This is a genomic window from Acinetobacter lwoffii (genome assembly GCF_024129685.1).
Taxonomy (GTDB): domain Bacteria; phylum Pseudomonadota; class Gammaproteobacteria; order Pseudomonadales; family Moraxellaceae; genus Acinetobacter; species Acinetobacter lwoffii_X.
The window spans coordinates 37,813-56,251 of the sequence record NZ_JAMXXL010000025.1 but is presented as its reverse complement, the minus strand read 5'-3'; the positions used below and the strand labels follow the sequence as shown (position 1 = coordinate 56,251).

Genomic DNA, 18,439 nt, shown 5'->3' with positions numbered 1-18,439 from the left:
ATATTTTATATCCAGTCCATGGTGATAAAAACCATCATAAACCAGACATTTTTATTGGTGAGAATATAGACACTTTAAATGGGTTCTAACACACTGATTTCGTATAATATTGATTATGTTAAATGACTTATACCTGATAATAACTTCATATCTTCTTTTATTAAACGAAAATTCAATAACTTAAATAATTTCAATTTCATTTGTAAAATATAATATGTTGACCTCAAGAATACTTCATAAACTTTACTATGTTTGCTTTAAAAACACTTCATTTGGAAAAGAAAGTTTCAAACGAAAATCAAATTATTCTTTTGTTTGATCTGGATTCATCATGTCCATGTTTGTACCCAGTAATCCCTCCTAAAAACAATAGGACCTAAAAGTAGAATTTTCTCTTAAAGTATAGGCAGTAGATTCTGCATGAAAACATCTAAATTTACTGACAGTCAGATCATGTCCATTTTGAAACAGGGGGAGTCTGGCACACCTGTAGCCGCCCTTTGTCGTGAACACGGTATGAGTAATGCGACCTTCTATAAATGGCGTGCCAAATATGGCGGTATGGATACATCATTAATGGCAAAACTCAAAGAACTGGAAGCAGAAAATACCAGACTTAAAAAGATGTATGCTGAGGAACGCTTAAAGGCAGAGATCATTCAGGAAGCGATGGCAAAAAAGTGGTGAGGCCATCTTGCCGACGTAAGATGCCACAACAGGCAGTTGCCCACTATGCGATTAGCATTCGTTTGGCTTGCCGAGCATTTAGTATCAGTGAAACCTGCTACCGTTATCAATCCAAGTTAAACGATGACAATACATTAATTGCAGAACAGCTCATTGAGCTCACTGAAGAAAATACAGATTGGGGTTTTGGTCTGTGTTTCTCTTATCTACGTCATGTTGAAAACCATGTTTGGAATCATAAACGTGTTTATCGCATTTACTGTGAGTCAGCACTGAATCTGCGCATTAAACCGAGAAGAAGACTAAAACGGCATGCACCAGAACCACTGAAAGAGCCGATCCGGGCAAATCAGGTCTGGTCACTGGATTTTATGCATGACCATCTGATCGATAGTCGTAAGTTCCGATTGTTGAATGTGATTGATGATTACCGTCGAGAAGGTTTGACTATTGAAGCAGAATTCTCATTACCCACGATCAGGGTTATTCACACATTGAATCAGTTATTGGAATGGCGAGAAAAACCGTTAGTTATTCGGTGTGACAATGGCCCGGAGTTTATCAGTCACGAATTTGTACGCTGGGCAACTGAACAAGGTATTCGTATTGAATATATTCAACCAGGTAAACCACAGCAGAATGCGTATATTGAACGCTATAATCGGACTATACGTTATAGTTGGCTGAGCAAACATTTATTTGATACTTTGGATGAAGTACAAGATTATGCAACAAACTGGCTGTGGCATTACAACCATGAAAGACCACACCAAGCAAACAAAGGAAGGCCACCTCTAATGGCTGCTTAACCTCTACTTTTAACTTCAGTTATTTATGGGAGGATTACCGTTTGTGCAACAAAGCCCTTAGTTGAAAAAAACTTTTAGATTTCATGCTCACACACCACCTAAAACAAAAAATATCTGATTGATTTTACAGGCTTTTAATTTAAGGATTTATTCTACCCACTCGCAATATCAACGTTTAGTATCACGACTCACTAACTCATTAACTAAATATGGAGCAGTACGGCTATCTTGATTTTCTGTTATTTGTTTTGGTGTTCCTGCCACAACAATATTCCCACCAGCATTTCCAGCACCTGGTCCCACATCAATCACCCAATCTGCTTGTGCAACGGCACGCATATCATGCTCAATCATAACCACGGTATTACCCGCATCGACTAATCGCTGCAATTGAACTAACAATCGATCTACATCTGATGGATGCAAACCTGTAGTTGGCTCATCAAGTATATACAGTGTATTTCCACGCTGATTGCGTTGCAGCTCGGTCGCCAATTTAATACGTTGCGCTTCTCCACCAGATAGTTCAGTCGCTGGTTGCCCTAAACGTAAATAACCAAGGCCAATTTCCTTTAATAATTGTAGTGAACGAGCAATCGAGACCTCTCCATCAAAAAAATCACGTGCTTCATTGACGGTCATTCCTAATACTTCAGCAATATTACGTCCATTCCAGCGAATTTTCAGAGTGTCATCATTATATCGAGCACCATGACATGTCGGACAAGGGGCATATACACTTGGCATAAACAATAACTCTACACTGACAAAGCCTTCACCTTCACAAGTTTCACATCGCCCTTTAGCCACATTAAACGAAAAACGTCCAGCATCATAATGAGCTTGGCGAGCTTCAGGAGTCCCAGCAAATAACTTTCTAACATGATCAAATAAACCCGTATAAGTTGCCAGATTAGAACGTGGAGTACGGCCAATTGGTTTTTGATCAACCTGTACCAGACGCTGTATAGCCTCCACATCACCAGCCAGAGAACCCTGTGTAACCTCGTTAACCAACATTCCTTCATTTAAAGGATTATTTTCATTATTGTTTTCAGTTTCAGACTCATTGCCTAAATATGAAAGTACTAACTCGGGTAAAGCTTGAGAAACGAGACTAGATTTACCTGAACCTGAAATACCTGTAACTGCTGTAAGTACACCAAGAGGTATACGAGCATCAATATTATGCAGGTTATGTCGGTAAATATTGTTAAGTTCAAGCCAACCAGAGGGTGTACGTCCATAACTTTGAGTAACTGGGATTTTATTAAATAAATAACTTGCAGTACGTGAAGCTGAAATCTCACTTAAACCCTGAGGTACTCCACTATATAAAATATTACCACCTTGCTCTCCTGCATCTGGTCCAACATCCACTAACCATTGAGCACGACGCATGAGCTCTAAATCATGCTCTACAACAAATACGGAGTTTCCAGCGTCTCTTAATTTATCGAGAGAATCATATAATGACTGACTATCTGAAGGATGTAATCCAGCAGACGGTTCATCCAGTACATAAACTACACCAAATAGCATAGAACTTAATTGTGTTGCTAAACGCAAACGTTGTAACTCTCCCGCTGAAAGAGTCGGTGTGGCTCTATCTAATGTTAGATAACCAAGACCTAACTGGCGTAATTGATTTAAACGCCCCACCACACCATTTGCTAAACGCTGGGCAGCAATTTTCTTTTCATCTGAAAGTGCTGACGTACGTCTTACATCTGGAGATACAGAATGCACTGCTCTACCTGTTGTTGCTCGTTCAGATCTATCAAGTTGGGTTACTTTATTATTAGTCTTTTCTCCAGCATCATGAGCGTCGAAATTGCCAAGAACAATGGGCTCAAGCAGGCAAGTTAACTTATCCAAAGAAAGTTGCATAAACTCACCAATATCTACTCCAGCAAAGGTAATAGATAAGGCTTCTGGTTTAAGGCGTTTACCATGACAGGAAGGGCATATTTTTCCTTCCATAAAACGTGAAACACGTTTTTTCATCAACGTACTTTGGGTATTAGCAAAAGTATGAAGGACATAGCGACGAGCACCAGTGAAAGTGCCCATATAGCTGGGTTCTAGTTTACGTTTAAGTGCAGATTGAGTCTCAGCGGGGCTTAAACCAGCATAGACAGGAACTGTTGGGGTTTCTTCAGTAAATAAAATCCAGTCTCTATCCGATTGCGGTAAATCTTTCCATGGTCGATCAACATCATACCCTAGGGTTACTAGGATATCGCGTAAGTTTTGCCCGTGCCAAGCAGGTGGCCATGGTGCGATAGCTCTCTCACGAATACTGAGTGTTGGGTCAGGAACCATTGTCGATTCTGTAACTTCATAAATGTGACCTAAACCATGACAGGTAGGACAAGCACCTTGAGGAGTGTTCGGTGAAAAGTCCTCGGCATATAACATTGGCTGATCGGCAGGATATGCACCAGCACGCGAATAAATCATTCGCACGAGACTTGATAAAGTTGTTACACTTCCAACAGAAGAACGGGTATTACTTGCACCACGTTGTTGTTGCAATGCTACTGCTGGTGGTAGACCATCAATAGCATCAACATCTGGTACTCCGGCCTGATCTATTAAGCGTCTTGCATAAGGTGCAACAGATTCGAAATATCTTCTTTGTGCTTCAGCAAAAATAGTTCCAAAAGCAAGTGATGATTTTCCTGAACCCGATACACCTGAGAAAACAACAAGTGCATTTCTTGGGATAGAAACATCTACATCCTTAAGGTTATGCTCACGTGCACCTCGAACTTCAATACAATTATTAGATAAAGTAATGTTATTGTGTTCACCAAAAGAATGTATTTTCATGTTTCTACGAGCCTGTAAATTATTTTGTGTAAGTCCCATTTTTTATAAATGATCTTTTAATCGATCATCGAACTGAATCGTAAAACAATTCATTGCTAAACTAATACATTTAAATATGGCTGTCATTTGGTTTAAATCTTCAGGAGTTTTTAAACCTTTAGCTAATTCAGCTGCCATACTTTTGATTGTAGCTTCATCCATGTGAAGTACCTCTTTTTATTATCCTCAGTAGGATAAATGAAAATTAAGTACTTACACAAAATTTAGAACAGTCCCACAACTCATTTTGTTGAACTATATCTGTACAACAACTCTACCTCGAATTTTTCCATCTAAAATTTCATTTGAAATATTTAAAGCATCTGTTAACTGAATTTCAGTCGTAACTTTTTCTAATTTTGTTTGATCTAATTCTGTAGCTAAACGTTCCCATGCTTCTTTTCTTAATTCGATTGGTGCCATCACGCTATCAATTCCATATAAGGTAATCCCTCTTAGAATAAATGGAGCAACTGTTGCTGGAAAATCCATTCCGCCTGCCAAACCACACGCAGCAACTGCACCACGATATTTTGTACTAGCACATGCATTGGCTAAAGTATGGCTTCCAACAGTATCAATTACGCCAGCCCAAACTTCTTTGTTTAATGGCTTTCCTGGGGAAGATAATTCAATACGATCAATAATTTCACTCGCACCTAGATAGGTTAAATATTCTGACTCTTGAGGTCGACCAGTTGAAGCTGTAATCTCATAACCAAGATGATTCAAAATAATAATGGCAATACTACCTACTCCACCATTTGCACCTGTCACTAAAATTTTTCCATCACTTGGTTTAATACCATGTTTTTGTAAAGCCATGACACACAACATTGCGGTATAACCTGCTGTACCAATAACCATCGTATCTTTAAAAGAAAAAGCAGAAGGTTTTTGTATGAGCCAATCACCAGAAACAGTGACTTGCTCGGCTAGCCCTCCAAAATACTTTTCACCCACTCCCCAACCATTCAGTAGAACTTCATCTCTTTCTTTCCATGCTGGATGTTTTGATTCAATCACAACACCCGAAAAATCGATGCCTGGGGTCAAAGGAAAACTACGCACCACTGGTGAACGCCCAGTAATGGCTAAAGCATCTTTATAATTGAGTGTTGAATATTTGACTTCGACTCTAACCTCTCCTTCTTGTAAAGGCTTTGATGCAATCTCAGTAATTTGTGATGTGTAACCTGCTTCATCTTTAGTAATTACAATACCTTTGTACATAGAACTTCCTCTCCATTTAATTAGACTGCTTGTCTAGAATTAATTAAAAAATAAATACAGACGTCTGCATTTATTTTTTAATTAACTTTTTACGTGATTTGTTGTTTTACAGCTAAAGTAAACAAGCGATAAAATGCATCTAAGGGACTTGTTGATTTGACCAAACGTGCTCTTAGAACTGCACCTTCCCACCCAATCCAAAACTGATAAGCAGCTTCATCGCAATCAGCTAGGCTATATTGTGAATTTGACTGATGTAGGCAATCAGAAACTAATTTCTCCCATACCTTAAAGATATTTTCGATTCGGGCAATGATTTCTTGTGGTAAATACGACACTTCTTGTCCTAAGTTACCTAAAATACAACCTCGTTTAAAGTCATATTTTTGCATTTTTTCACCCGCATCTTTTACAAAATTTTGCAGCTTTTCTAGTGGGGAAAGATCAGTTTGACTTAAAAACTTATTCAATCGCTTCACAAAATAAAGTTCATAAGCATCTAAGACTTCTAAAATAAAAGCCTCTTTATTTACAAAATAATGGTAGAAAGACCCTTTAGGAACTTGGACTGATTTCATGAGATCGTCCAAGCTCATAGCATTCATTCCACGTTCGGTCAGTAACTCGATACCTCGGTGGATTAAAACTTCTTTAGTGTCTGCATAGTTACAGCCGTGTTTGGTTGGTCGACCACGTGGTCTTTTGGGTGAGGAAGAATAATTCATATAATAAAAATAGACTATGTGACTAGAAATAACAACAATAAGATTATTTGATTGAAAATTTTATCTAAACGTCATCTAGTTCTCTTTTTTCACAGTACTTAGTCATTCATATAAATGCTCTTAAAAATCCTATAAGTTTATGAACTAATTTTTTATAAATTTCTATTATTTTTCTTCAAAATATTGAAATTAATAAATATATTGTAAAAATAATTTATAAACTAGATTTTAGGTAAACATAAGTTAAATAGAAAATTTTTAGTTAAATAAGGCTCTGTTGCACAAACTTACCACTGGAGGCTTCTTAGCTATCAAGAAAGTCGCGATAGTCTCCATCTACTCATTGACCCTACTGGCTTGAGGTTTTTAGGAGAAGGTGAATGAAAACGTAAAAAACATCAGTCTGAATATCGATGACAATAGCGTAAACTTCACATAGGTATAATAGATGCTGAAACACTGCAAAAACTTGCAGCTCAGCTCACAACCAATAATGTCAGTGACTCACAGGTGTTTGGTGATGGATTGGATAGCATAAAAAAATAATTAATATATTTCAATATATTAAACCCCAATCTCAACTTTTTAAGTGATTGAAATAAAAAGGAAATAACCCTATTTTAGTTTCCACCAAGAAATTAAAGCAAAGTTATGTCCATTGAAGAATTTATCATTTTTGTCTATGTAATCATAGAACAGCTTTATCCCATTGTTGTTATTCAGCCTCTGAGAACTCGTGGTTTTCCGCCTGCTGTTACTGATGTAGAAATCATCACTATGCAAATAGTAGGTGAATTTCTTGTTTTAGATACAGACAAAAATATTTGGATGTATTTCAAAAACAATTGGTTAGAATGGTTTCCAAAATTAGGATCTTATCCCAATTTCTGTAAACATTGTGCATACCTGTGGCATGTCAGTCAATCCATTATGGCACAGCTCATTCAGCGTTATGGTTCAGATAACATTCACTTTATTGATGGCTTCCCACTCCCTGTCTGTAGTTATACCAGAGCTAGAAAGCATAAAAACTTGATGGTTTCAAAGCTCATATCGTCATTAATCTTTCAGGCATGATTACGGGTTATACCTTTGCACCTGCTCATTGTGATGAGCGAGATGTTGCACCTGAAATCACGAATGATATTTACGGTTTACTGGGAGCAGATAAGGGCTATTTAAAACCAGAATTGAAACGATATTATGAATATCAGGGTATTGATTTACAAACACCCTTTAGAAAAAACATGATAGATTTCAGACCTAAAGAGACAATGCAAATAATGATGAAAGCCCGAAGAAAGATTGAAACAGTGATTGGTCAATTAACAGATCGCTTTCACATTCAGAAAGTGAGGGCAAAAGATCTATGGCATTTAACCCACCGCATAACTCGTAAAATTCTGTCGCATACAATTTGTGTGGTGCTAAATAAAAAGCTTGGTCATTCACCAATTCAATTCGAAAATCTTATTTTAAGTTGAGATTGGCGTATTTATATAAAATTAGATACTTAGTTGAGAACGCATTTATAGGTTAAAGCAGTTCAGAGGAATAGCAACACCATATGATAAGCTAAGGTGTAGCTATGAGGGTGCAGTTGCATTAGCTTGAAGCCTGTATATATATTTGGCTACCTTTATCGGGTAAATTCTATACTTGAAATGTCAACAGACCCCATACAAAATCTGAGAAATATATGAGTGCAGAAGCCACATCTATCAGCCTTCTATCCCCTGTCATACTGCTCACAGCGGCAGTGATCTCAGTCCCCTTAATAAAGCGTCTAGGATTAAGCTCGGTATTGGGATATTTAATTGCAGGATTAATTATTGGTCCATTTGGACTGGCGTTTTTCTACGATTCTGCATCTATTCTGCATATTGCTGAGCTTGGTATTGTGATGTATCTGTTTGTGATTGGACTAGAAATGCGTCCATCGTATTTATGGAGTTTAAGAAAAGAAATTTTTGGATTAGGCGCATTACAAATTAGTGCCTGTTCATTGGGGTTAACGGCGGTAGGCTTGATCTATGGCTATTCTTGGCAAGTGAGTTTTGTATGTGCTGCAGGCTTTGTACTCACCTCGACTGCAATTGTGATGCAACTTTTGGGAGATCGTGGAGACATTGCTCAACCACGAGGACAAAAAATTATCTCGATCCTGCTGTTTGAAGATTTATTGATTGTCCCTTTATTGGCAATTGTCGCTTTTATCGCACCGAATCATGTTGTTGAAAGTACTTCTACGCGTTTGCAGAGCATCGGAATTGGTTTAATTTCAATTGCAGGTTTAATCGCTGCAGGCTATTGGTTGCTTAATCCTTTATTTCGCTTATTAGCCGCAGCCAAAGCCCGTGAAGTCATGACTGCAGCAGCACTCTTAGTGGTACTCGGCGCAGCATTACTGATGCAAGTCAGTGGCTTATCGATGGCAATGGGGGCTTTCCTTGCAGGGGTATTACTCTCCGAATCCACTTTTCGCCATCAGATTGAAGCAGATATTGAACCGTTTCGTGGCATATTGCTCGGATTATTTTTTCTAGGTGTAGGCATGTCACTAGACCTTAACGTCGTAAAAAATAACTGGGTGTTAATCTTAAGTGCTGTACTTCTGCTGATGTTTGTCAAAGCATCCATGATTTACCTAATTGCACGCATGACCAAAAGTTCACACTCCGAAGCACTCGATCGCGCATTACTGATGGCTCAAGGGGGCGAGTTTGCTTTTGTACTCTTTGCTGCCGCCATGAGTGCTCAAATCATTAGTGCTGTTGAAAGCTCAAACCTGACTGCGATTGTAGTCTTGTCGATGATTTTGACCCCGATTATAGGCATTCTATTTAAACCTTTTACCCAAACTACAGAACAAACTTCTTTAGAAAATATCCGTATTGCCGAAGGACTTTCTGGAAAAGTATTGATGATTGGTTTCGGTCGTTTTGGACAAGTCTCCAGTCAATTACTGCTTGCTCGAGGGATTGATGTGACCATCATTGATAATGATATCGACATGATTCAAAACGCTGAAAGATTTGGATTTAAAATTTACTATGGCGATGGTTCTCGTTTAGATATTTTACATGCCTCGGGAGCAGATACGGCTGAGGCAATTGTTGTTTGCGTAGACCACAAAGAAACGACGAATAAGATTGTAGAGTTGGTGCAACATGAATTTCCTTTAACCAAGTTACTGGTTCGCTCTTATGACCGTGAGCATGCGCTGCATTTAGCAAAACAAAATGTGGATTACATGATTCGAGAAACCTTCGAGTCGGCAATGCTATTTGGCGGTGCGATTTTAGAAGAATTGGGTGTTGACCAGAGTGATGTTGAAGAAATTAGCCAAGAAATCCGAGAACGAGACAAAGAACGTTTTGAAACCGAAGTTGCAGCAGATGATGTCTATGCGGGTATCGGCTTGCAATACACAGGACCGCGTCCGACTGCACCTTTAATTACACCAAAGCACACAGGGCAAATTCTGAATGAAGATGACACTCATCAATAATTTCACGTATTAAGCCCAAATAAAAAGAGGTCTCTGTAGATCTCTTTTTCGGTAAGCATCCGCTGAACCCCACTTTTCTTATTTTCTCAATATACCAATAGTGCCCATTATTTATTAAATGGACATTATGTTTATGGCCTTAGACACTTTTATAGACACTGAACAAACGACAGAAAGAGCCCGCAGAATCTTCGCAACTGATTTTAAACAGCACTTGGTCGAGCTTTGCCTGCAGCCAGATACATCAGTGGCTAAGGTCACAATGCAACATCAGATCAATGCCAATCTATTACATAAATGGATTCGTCATTCACAACCCCTTCCATTCCACAGACCGACTTTCTTCCCGTCATTCTTCACCCGACACCAGAGTCAAACAAGAAGCACCGCCGCCACCTGAACCGGAAAAGAATGCTGTCGCTCATATCAGAATTCCACTGCATCAGAAACAATGCTCCGCAAGAGATCAGGTGATCGAAATAGAATGGCCAGTGGAATCGGCCAAGGAGTTGCTGCTTTTACTTCAGGGCTTGATCAAATGATCCGCATTGATGAAATCTGGCTTTCTACCCAACCTCTGGATATGCGAGCAGGTATGGATACTGTCATGGCTCAGGTGCTGAGAGCCTTTGGCTATATCAAACCGCATTGTGCTTATCTGTTCTGTAATAAGCGTGGCCGTCGCATGAAAGTGCTGGTGCATGATGGGCTGGGCATCTGGCTATGTGCCCGACGGCTGGAACAGGGAAAATTCCACTGGGCTAAAGTTCACCAAGATGAAACCGTGACCCTCAGCCCGGAGCAGTTACAAGCACTGATCCACGGTTTAACTTGGCAAAGAATCGGTCTGCAGCAAGTGGTAACAATGCTCTAAATCGAACTCATCCATTCTGCTATTCTCCAAACATGATCTCAACCATACTGCAGTCATGAAAATGCTGCCTGATTTAAACCAACTGACCCATGAACACCTGCTGGAATTTATCCGACAGTTGGCGCTGCAGCATCAGTCTTTAGCATAATCAAAACAACAACTGGAACAATCAAATCAGCAATTAGATTCTAAAGTTAAATCTCTCTCTAATCTCAATCAAAAATACGAGCATGAACTTTTGCAGTTTAAACGGCATAAGTTCGCCCAGAAGAATGAATACTTAACGGCCAAACAAATCCACCTCTGGGATGAAGCGGTTGAAGAAGATATTGCCGCGGTTGATCTGGAACTGGAACGGCTGAATGCAGCTAAAACCGATGCAGCGACACAGAAAGCCCCAGCCAACAAACCTAAACGTCGACCGCTACCTGATCATCTACTCACTCTGCGTATTGAGCACGAACCTGCCTCAACGCAATGCAGCTGTGACAGCTTGTACTGCAGCAACAGGTGCTGCATGCCAATGAAACACCGGTCACCATCATGCAGATGGGTGAGAATGAGAAAAAACCGAAGAAAGGTTATGTCTGGGCCTATGCCACCACACAGTACAATCTACTTCAGGCGGTGATCTATGACTTTCAGGATAAGCATGCTGAAGAGTTCCTGAAAGACTGGCAAGGCCATCTGGTCTGTGATGATTATGGTGGTTATAAAGCACGCTTTAAATCAGGCCAGATCATTGAGGTGGGCTGCATGGCCCATGCACATCTTAAATTCCATGAACTGCATGTGACCGGGAAAAGTCAGGTCGCTGAACAAGCATTAGTGATGATTCAGAAACTGTATGCCATAGAAGCAGAACTCAGGAAAAAGACCGATGGTACAGCGCAACACCGTCGCGAATACCGGCAACAACATAGCCAATCGGTGATGCAACAACTATATGAATGGCTCAACCAACATTATCTGACGGTGCCGTCGAGTTCTCCAATCGCCAAGGCGATCAATTACACTCTGAAGCGTTGGCCAGCTTTAAGTCGCTATTTGGATGATGGCAATCTACCGATTTGCAACAATTGGGTCGAAAATCAAATGCGTCCCTGGGCATTGGGACGCAAGGACTGGTTGTTTGCTGGCTCGCTACGCAGTGGTCAGCGAGCTGCGAATGTCATGACCCTGATTCAGTCAGCAAAGCTGAATGGGCTAGATCCGTATGCCTATTTAAGTGATGTGCTGAAAAGGTTGCCGACACATAAAGTGACCCAGATTGAAGAATTACTGCCACACCGCTGGAAACCCAACTCAAATTAAAAAATAGCGATGGGGTTCAGCGGACGCTTACGCTGTTTTCAATGTAGTATTCAATAATCGAGATGATCATTGCAAAAACTTTTCATTTCTGATGTCCCAAAATGGGCAATGGAAACTCGCCCCTGCCTATGATGTTACTTTCTGTGAAGGACCAGGGGGATATCATCAAATGGATATCATGGGTAAGGCACTGGATATTCCTCGACAAGCTCTTGTGAAACTTGGTACTCAGGAAGCGGAACTTTGTGTCCAAGAAGTCGATGAAATTATTGGCTCGATTTGTAAGGTTGCAATCCGATTCAGCAATATCGCTCATGACCTATTACCTGGACAAATTCAAGCAGAGACTCTCCAACTGGTCCAAAATAGGATTGAGCAAATATTCATTTATTGCACTAAATAGCTTTCACAAAGCTTCTATGAAGGGCTTATTCTAACCGTTGTTTTATCACGGCATAAGCTACACCAGTCACCACACTTCCAATCGCAATCGCCAATAAATATTTTAATGGATAATTCATCGCATTCGGAATGATCAGTACCATTACACCGCCATGAGGAGTGACTAGTTCACATTTAAATAATGCAACCAAAGCCCCAGTTACAGCACCACCTGCGATCGCGCATGGAAACACTCGAATCGGGTCTTTGGCAGCAAACGGAATAGCCCCTTCCGAGATGAAACATAGGCCCAGAACTACAGCAGCCTTCCCTGCATCTTGCTCAGGTTTGGCAAATTTATGCTTTGCCAGAAAAGTTGCAATTGCCATACCCAATGGCGGTACCATACCCGCAGCCATGGTAATCGCCATCGGTCCGTATGTTTGTGACGTAAGTAAGCCCACCGTAAAGGCATAAGCCGCTTTATTTATTGGCCCCCCAACATCAATACACATCATACTCCCAAGGATAATCCCCATGATCATGGCATTGGTCGTCCCCATATTGGCAAGGAAGTGTGTGAGTAATTCAAACAATTGTGCAACAGGCTGTCCAACCACATAAATCATGATTAAACCAACAGCTAAACTGGCCAATAGTGGAATAATCAAAATTGGTTTTAATGCTTCTAGGCTACTTGGGAGTTTAAGCTGTTTCGATAAAAATAACGCAATATAACCTGCAATAAAACCTGCAACTAATCCACCGAGAAAGCCTGCCTCTAATTGTGTTGCAAGTAAACCGCCAATCAAACCTGGAGTTAAACCCGGACGATCCGCAATAGAATAAGCAATGTAACCTGCCAGCATAGGTACCATAAGAGTAAATGCTGCAGCACCTATTTGCTTTAAGGATGCGGCAAAGCTTCCTTCAACAGGATTGAGGCCAAACATAAACGAGATGGCAATGATCAAACCGCCCGCCACCACCATCGGCAGCATGAAAGACACCCCTGTTAAAAGGTGTTTATAAATTCCAGTTTTTTCTTTGTTTTCATTTTCTGTCTTAGTGGCTGTTTGCTTACCCGTTTCAAGCACTTTGGCTTCAGCAATTGCGTTTGCAAAAGTCTTATCCGTTTGCTTAAGGGCAAATCCTGTACTGCAGCGATATACGCGTTTGCCTACAAAGCGATCTGTATTGACCTCAATATCCGTTGCTAAGATCACCACATCTGCTTTGGCAATACTTTCTGCCGATAAAACATTTTTAGCCCCAACCGATCCTTGGGTTTCAACATCAATCTGATAACCGTGCTTTACTGCACCTTGTTGTAAGGCTTCGGCCGCCATAAACGTATGCGCAACACCAGTTGGACATGCTGTAATGGCGACAAAGCGTGTAACCCCTACATTGGCTGCAATAGTTTCATCTAAAGCATCTGAATGCTCAAGAACTTGTTGCAAAAGCATGATCGCATCGTGTTGCGCGTTATTCAAACCAATGACTTTCACAACCTTGTCACGCAGTTGAGTCGCATCTGCCGACTTCTGTCCAACAAAAACAACCGTATCAATAACATTTGATAAATCGAGATGCTCAACTGATGTCGCCACATCATTGGAAATACCAAGTGCTGTTGCTGCTTTGGACAGTTTTTTGGCCAAAATCACTGCATTAATCGGCTGCTCGGGACTATGTGGCACAAATAAAATATGTTTTATCTCTTGCATCGTATTAACTCAATGATTGGACTGAGATTTGCGATTTCAAATCTTCAATAACAGCAAAGTCTGGAAGGGCAAACCCAATTTGGGTCACAGCATTGCTCGCAATTGCGGTTGCTGTTTTCAATGTTTCTTCTGGGGAAGTTGAACTCAACAAGCCATGAATCATACCTGCCAGCAAGGAATCTCCCGCACCCACCGTACTTTGGACGGTGACCTTCGGTGCAGTAGCATGCAGGGTTTGCGTGCGGTGAAGCCAGTTCACCCCGTTTTCACCCATCGAGACCACAATATGTTCGATCTGACTATTTAAACTGGCAAAAAGATGCTGCTGTTCTGCAAACGTTTCTGCTGGCAAATGGTAGGTTTCTGTCAACTCATCTGTATTAGGCTTAATCAACCAAGGATGGGCAGCAATTGCTGCTTTCAACGCAACACCACTGGTATCTACTGCGACTTTTTTACCCGCAGATTGTAACCATAGAATCAGTGTCGAAAGCTCTTCTGCAGAAAAACCTTGTGGCAAACTGCCAGCAATCACAATCACATCAACCTCTAAAATCAGTTGAGATAGACGTTCACATAGTTGTTGTTTTGCTGAGGTATCTACAAAAAAGCCCTTGCCATTGATGTCAGTCATCTGACCAGAAGCTTCTGCAACTTTAATGTTTTGTCGTGTTTGACCTGCAACATAAATAAATTGGTTATCAAATTGCTCTTGCTGGATATGATGGTCAAAAATTTGACGGTTTTCTTGCCCCAAAAAGCCACTCACAATCAGTTCATGTCCCAAATCCTTAAGGACCTGTGCCACGTTTAAGCCCTTACCTGCTGCATGGCTTTGGGCTGTTAACTGACGATTGACCTCGCCAACTTTTAGTTGATCCAATTGCACGGTGAGGTCAATTGCAGGATTCAGAGTAATGCTTAATATCTTAGCCATTCGGTAATTACTCCACCAATGCACGTACGGCAGACGCACTGTCACAACTTAAGGCTTGCTGTGCGACCTGTTGGCAATTTATATAGTTCAAACCACGAATTTGCGCCTTCACCAATGGAATACTGGTACTCGACATACTCAACTCATCCACGCCCAAGCCTATCAATACAGGCACAGCTTTTGGATCAGCAGCCAATTCACCACAAATGCCCACCCATTTACCATGCTGATGTGCTGCCCGAACCGTTTGATCAATCAATAGCAAAATACTCGGATGTAAGCCATCAGCTTCGGCAGACAATAGTGGATGACCACGGTCAATCGCCAGAGTATATTGAGTCAAGTCATTGGTTCCAATACTAAAAAAATCAACTTCTTGAGCAAGAATTGGAGCCAACAATGCTGCCGCAGGAACCTCAATCATAATACCGACTTGTAAGTTTTCACATGGATGCTGTATGCGAACCTCATCCAAAATTGCTTTTGCTGCTCGCCATTCTTCAACCCGCCCAATCATAGGAAACATAATTCTTAATGGGCGATTATCCGCTGCTTTAAGTAAAGCAACCAATTGTTGACGTAGCAACTCTGGCTTACGTAAAGTCAGACGAATACCACGTAAGCCCAAGAATGGATTTTCTTCCTTTTCAATAGGCAAATACGGCAAAGGTTTGTCCCCGCCCACATCAAGTGTACGTACCACCAATGGACGACCCGCCAAAGCATCTAACACCACCCGATAATCGGCTTCTTGTGTAGCCTCATCAGGCGCACTGCTGTGTGACATAAAGACCAATTCTGTGCGTAGCAAACCAATTGCTTCTGCCCCATCGGCCACAGCCTGTATCGTAGCGCCCACTTTGCCAATATTGGCTGCGATTTCAACTTGATGTTGATCCAGTGTCATGGCAGGTTCTAAACAATGCTGTTCCGCTTGTTCTCGCAACTCACGCTGGCGTTGGCGCTCTGCAATGGCATGATCAATCTGACTTTGCTCGGGTGAGACCACATACTCACCAGTATCCCCATTAATTAGTACTGTGGCATGGTTCTCAATATTTAAAACAGCTACACCCGCACCTACGACTGCTGGAATAGCCAGAGCACGTGCCACAATAGCACTATGGGCACTCGCTCCACCAACCGCGGTCAAAATGCCTGCAACACGATCTTTATTCAGACGCGCTACATCACTCGGGCCAACATCATGCATAATTAAGATATAAGGTTGCTCGGGTTCTGTGACATCGGCCACACCGCACAAAACAGCCAAAACTCGCTCACCAATATCCCTTAAATCAGCCGCACGCTCTGCAAGTAAACGATCGCTAAGTGCAGCCTGTGCGGTAGCAGCCACTTCAATATGATCATGCCAAGCTGCAGCAGCAGACAACCCCTGTTTTAAACCGCGTTGTACACTTTGGAGGAGGTCTGGATCATCCAGCATTTCCAAATGTGCCATGAAGATCTGCTTAATGGCAGTAGATTCAGTATGTGCAATGAATTGACGTAAGCTATTTTTCACCTGATGAAGCGCAATTTCAAGCTTTTCATTCTCAGCTTTAAAACTCTGTCCGCGACGTTCATAACTAAATTCATGTGGCTTCACCACATGTGCAGGACCAAAAGCAAGGCCAGTTGATGCCGCAATACCGCAGCTACCCGTATCGCCATGTGATTCAAAAGGCATTAATTCCAAAGTATTTACGACTGGGTCACTACTGCTGTGCTGATGAGATACAAGATCAACAGCTTCAACCTCTTCTCCTAAGCCCTGTTGAACTGCATCAATAATCTGTTCTAAGCCTGCTACAGCATCAGTATCAGGTTGTGCAATAAAAGTCAGAGTTTGACCACGACGACATCCCATGGCTAATAATTTGGTTAAACTTTTTGCCGAAACGTAAGCCCCCTCATCTACAGCAACGAGAATATCCCCTGCAAATTTCTTGGTCATATTGACCAAGTGTGTCGCGGGACGCGCATGTAGACCATGAGCGTTAGCTAAGACAATACGACGAGATGGCCAATCAGGAATCAGTTCAGCACCAATTAACTGCGCCAACTGGTGACTATCTTGTTCTTGGTTAAGGGTATGAACTTGTTCAGTATCAAACAAAATATCCATTAACCGTTGAAACCGTTGCATATCCAGTTGCTCATTACTGGCAATACACACCAAAGTCTTGAGCATTTCCTGCTGATGGCTTAAAACCTGTTCCGCTTTTACCAAACTTACAGCTGGGCTCAAAACATGCTGGTTAGAAGTGATCGACCACACTCCCTCCCCTAAATGAATCATGCTGTTTAGGTTTAAACCCGACAGAAAACCACACTCCACCATTTTTTGCTGTTTCAGCAACTGTGTTGCCTGCCAAATCAAATCTTCTACATCAAGTGCGGGAACTTGAGTGGCGATTAAATTTTCATGCAATGCCAAAGATGCGGGTTGGGCTTGTAATAATGCAATAATTTGCTCTGCAGATTGAGCCTGTTTCACTTGATCAGCGACATCGTTAATTAAAGCCCGCGTCAAAATTTGTAAGACTTGCAAATGCTCATCTGATTTCGCAGCAATCACTACTGCTAAATAAATTTTATTTTCACCGTCCCAAACAACTCCTTCAGGAAAGTGCGCCAGACGAATCCCAGTTTTTAAAATAGATTGGCGAGACTGAGGCGTCCCATGCGGAATGGCAATTCCTTGTCCTAAATACGTTGCACTTTGTTGTTCGCGCCCGGTCAACCCATGAATATAATCAGGTGTAACCAATTGGTCTTCGACCAAGATATCGACTAGACATTGCAACGCTTGTGCTTTATCAGTGGCGTGTTGTTTCATTCGAATATGTTGTATATCTAGCGCGAGCATAAAGCGTCCTTGCAAAATAGCATAGTGAAAAGCTATGCCTTTTTACTGGAGAAAAAATAAAAGTCGAATTCTACTCAGGATTTACACAAAAATCTGTATATTTTGATTTTATCTTGATAATCATTATTACGACGCAATTAAGAAACGACGAGATTCTCCAAAGCCCAGTGTTGCGATAGTTGGGTTTAGTTCTAATTGAACCGCTCTATCTCTGATTTCAGGGGTATATTTAGGTTTTTCATCGGATCACTACGCTTCGCTACGTCTTGCGAAGCAATGCGTCTCATCTCAGAAAGTTTGGTCTCCGACAAACCCGGTACGGTTCAGTTTAAGTCGTAAAATTGAAGTTAGATGTTTTTGCATAGATCCAAGTGTTAAATCATCATTGCGATTCTTGCGTACCACACCCTAGGCACGTGAAAAAGTAGAAAGCTTATATTTGTACGTGTTACGTCAAAAAGCAAAACAGAAACCGTAGCCCCAGGCAACACC

10 protein-coding genes and 9 pseudogenes are annotated in these 18,439 nt (G+C 41.2%); 11 read left to right on the top strand and 8 right to left on the bottom strand.

Going from position 1 to position 18,439, the window contains the following annotated elements; all coding sequences use genetic code 11:
• Nucleotides 1–248 precede the first annotated feature (248 nt).
• Nucleotides 249–356, top strand: a pseudogene (locus NI464_RS15930) (site-specific integrase); the annotation flags it as partial.
• Nucleotides 357–420: 64 nt separating this feature from the next.
• Nucleotides 421–1,496 (top strand): IS3 family transposase gene (locus NI464_RS12125; protein ID WP_253138668.1). Its coding sequence is split into 2 segments (ribosomal slippage): nucleotides 421–673 and nucleotides 673–1,496, totalling 1,077 coding nucleotides; the frame shifts between segments, so codons are not numbered across the junction.
• 168 nt (nucleotides 1,497–1,664) lie between these two features.
• Here the strand turns inward: NI464_RS12125 and NI464_RS12120 are convergent.
• From NI464_RS12120 to acuR, 4 genes are all read right to left on the bottom strand, one after another.
• Nucleotides 1,665–4,331, bottom strand: a complete 2,667-nt coding sequence (locus NI464_RS12120; protein ID WP_253138669.1) for an excinuclease ABC subunit UvrA — start codon at nucleotides 4,329–4,331, stop codon at nucleotides 1,665–1,667.
• Nucleotides 4,332–4,373: 42 nt separating this feature from the next.
• On the bottom strand, nucleotides 4,374–4,532 hold the full coding sequence (locus NI464_RS12115; RefSeq protein WP_161489514.1) for a hypothetical protein: 159 nt from the start codon (nucleotides 4,530–4,532) through the stop codon (nucleotides 4,374–4,376).
• A gap of 93 nt (nucleotides 4,533–4,625) precedes the next feature.
• On the bottom strand, nucleotides 4,626–5,603 hold the full coding sequence (gene acuI, locus NI464_RS12110; RefSeq protein WP_086044951.1) for an acrylyl-CoA reductase (NADPH): 978 nt from the start codon (nucleotides 5,601–5,603) through the stop codon (nucleotides 4,626–4,628).
• A gap of 89 nt (nucleotides 5,604–5,692) precedes the next feature.
• A complete protein-coding gene (gene acuR, locus NI464_RS12105) occupies nucleotides 5,693–6,328 on the bottom strand; it encodes an acrylate utilization transcriptional regulator AcuR (RefSeq protein ID WP_004647830.1) in 636 nt (211 codons plus the stop codon).
• A 303-nt stretch (nucleotides 6,329–6,631) separates the two neighbouring features.
• Here acuR and NI464_RS12100 point away from each other — a divergent pair.
• The 8 genes and pseudogenes from NI464_RS12100 to NI464_RS12065 all read left to right on the top strand — a co-directional run.
• Nucleotides 6,632–6,865, top strand: a pseudogene (locus NI464_RS12100) (transposase); the annotation flags it as partial.
• A 114-nt stretch (nucleotides 6,866–6,979) separates the two neighbouring features.
• Nucleotides 6,980–7,812 (top strand): annotated as a pseudogene (locus NI464_RS12095) (IS982 family transposase).
• 8 nt (nucleotides 7,813–7,820) lie between these two features.
• A pseudogene (locus tag NI464_RS12090) lies at nucleotides 7,821–7,942 on the top strand (IS5/IS1182 family transposase); the annotation flags it as partial.
• A gap of 85 nt (nucleotides 7,943–8,027) precedes the next feature.
• Complete coding sequence (locus tag NI464_RS12085; RefSeq protein WP_004647827.1) at nucleotides 8,028–9,839, top strand: monovalent cation:proton antiporter-2 (CPA2) family protein; 1,812 nt, start codon at nucleotides 8,028–8,030, stop codon at nucleotides 9,837–9,839.
• A gap of 118 nt (nucleotides 9,840–9,957) precedes the next feature.
• Nucleotides 9,958–10,239, top strand: a complete 282-nt coding sequence (locus NI464_RS12080) for a transposase (RefSeq protein WP_337992364.1) — start codon at nucleotides 9,958–9,960, stop codon at nucleotides 10,237–10,239.
• An 84-nt stretch (nucleotides 10,240–10,323) separates the two neighbouring features.
• Nucleotides 10,324–10,713, top strand: coding sequence for an IS66 family insertion sequence element accessory protein TnpB (gene tnpB, locus NI464_RS12075; RefSeq protein ID WP_016807156.1), 390 nt, complete (start codon nucleotides 10,324–10,326; stop codon nucleotides 10,711–10,713).
• Nucleotides 10,714–10,873: 160 nt separating this feature from the next.
• Nucleotides 10,874–12,027, top strand: a pseudogene (gene tnpC / locus NI464_RS12070) (IS66 family transposase).
• A 31-nt stretch (nucleotides 12,028–12,058) separates the two neighbouring features.
• A pseudogene (locus tag NI464_RS12065) lies at nucleotides 12,059–12,426 on the top strand (HipA domain-containing protein); the annotation flags it as partial.
• A 29-nt stretch (nucleotides 12,427–12,455) separates the two neighbouring features.
• Here the strand turns inward: NI464_RS12065 and NI464_RS12060 are convergent.
• The 4 genes and pseudogenes from NI464_RS12060 to fruB form a co-directional block, all read right to left on the bottom strand.
• Nucleotides 12,456–14,138 carry a fructose-specific PTS transporter subunit EIIC gene (locus tag NI464_RS12060; RefSeq protein ID WP_253138665.1) on the bottom strand — a complete coding sequence of 561 codons (1,683 nt, stop codon included), beginning with the start codon at nucleotides 14,136–14,138 and terminating at the stop codon, nucleotides 12,456–12,458.
• A 4-nt stretch (nucleotides 14,139–14,142) separates the two neighbouring features.
• Nucleotides 14,143–15,075 (bottom strand): 1-phosphofructokinase, encoded by a 933-nt coding sequence (pfkB, locus tag NI464_RS12055; RefSeq protein ID WP_004647820.1) that lies wholly within the window; start codon nucleotides 15,073–15,075, stop codon nucleotides 14,143–14,145.
• A 7-nt stretch (nucleotides 15,076–15,082) separates the two neighbouring features.
• Nucleotides 15,083–16,732, bottom strand: a pseudogene (gene ptsP, locus NI464_RS15970) (phosphoenolpyruvate--protein phosphotransferase); the annotation flags it as partial.
• A gap of 86 nt (nucleotides 16,733–16,818) precedes the next feature.
• Nucleotides 16,819–17,947: pseudogene (gene fruB, locus NI464_RS15965) on the bottom strand (fused PTS fructose transporter subunit IIA/HPr protein); the annotation flags it as partial.
• A 328-nt stretch (nucleotides 17,948–18,275) separates the two neighbouring features.
• Here fruB and NI464_RS12045 point away from each other — a divergent pair.
• Nucleotides 18,276–18,425, top strand: a pseudogene (locus tag NI464_RS12045) (VF530 family DNA-binding protein); the annotation flags it as partial.
• Nucleotides 18,426–18,439 lie beyond the last annotated feature (14 nt).

What these genes read in the sequence shown, in the direction of transcription:
- NI464_RS12120 (WP_253138669.1), bottom strand. Translation starts at nt 4,331, where the DNA reads ATGAAAATACATTCTTTTGGTGAACACAATAACATTACTTTATCTAAT.
- NI464_RS12115 (WP_161489514.1), bottom strand. Translation starts at nt 4,532, where the DNA reads ATGGATGAAGCTACAATCAAAAGTATGGCAGCTGAATTAGCTAAAGGT.
- acuI (WP_086044951.1), bottom strand. Translation starts at nt 5,603, where the DNA reads ATGTACAAAGGTATTGTAATTACTAAAGATGAAGCAGGTTACACATCA.
- acuR (WP_004647830.1), bottom strand. Translation starts at nt 6,328, where the DNA reads ATGAATTATTCTTCCTCACCCAAAAGACCACGTGGTCGACCAACCAAA.
- NI464_RS12085 (WP_004647827.1), top strand. Translation starts at nt 8,028, where the DNA reads ATGAGTGCAGAAGCCACATCTATCAGCCTTCTATCCCCTGTCATACTG.
- NI464_RS12080 (WP_337992364.1), top strand. Translation starts at nt 9,958, where the DNA reads ATGGACATTATGTTTATGGCCTTAGACACTTTTATAGACACTGAACAA.
- tnpB (WP_016807156.1), top strand. Translation starts at nt 10,324, where the DNA reads ATGGCCAGTGGAATCGGCCAAGGAGTTGCTGCTTTTACTTCAGGGCTT.
- NI464_RS12060 (WP_253138665.1), bottom strand. Translation starts at nt 14,138, where the DNA reads ATGCAAGAGATAAAACATATTTTATTTGTGCCACATAGTCCCGAGCAG.
- pfkB (WP_004647820.1), bottom strand. Translation starts at nt 15,075, where the DNA reads ATGGCTAAGATATTAAGCATTACTCTGAATCCTGCAATTGACCTCACC.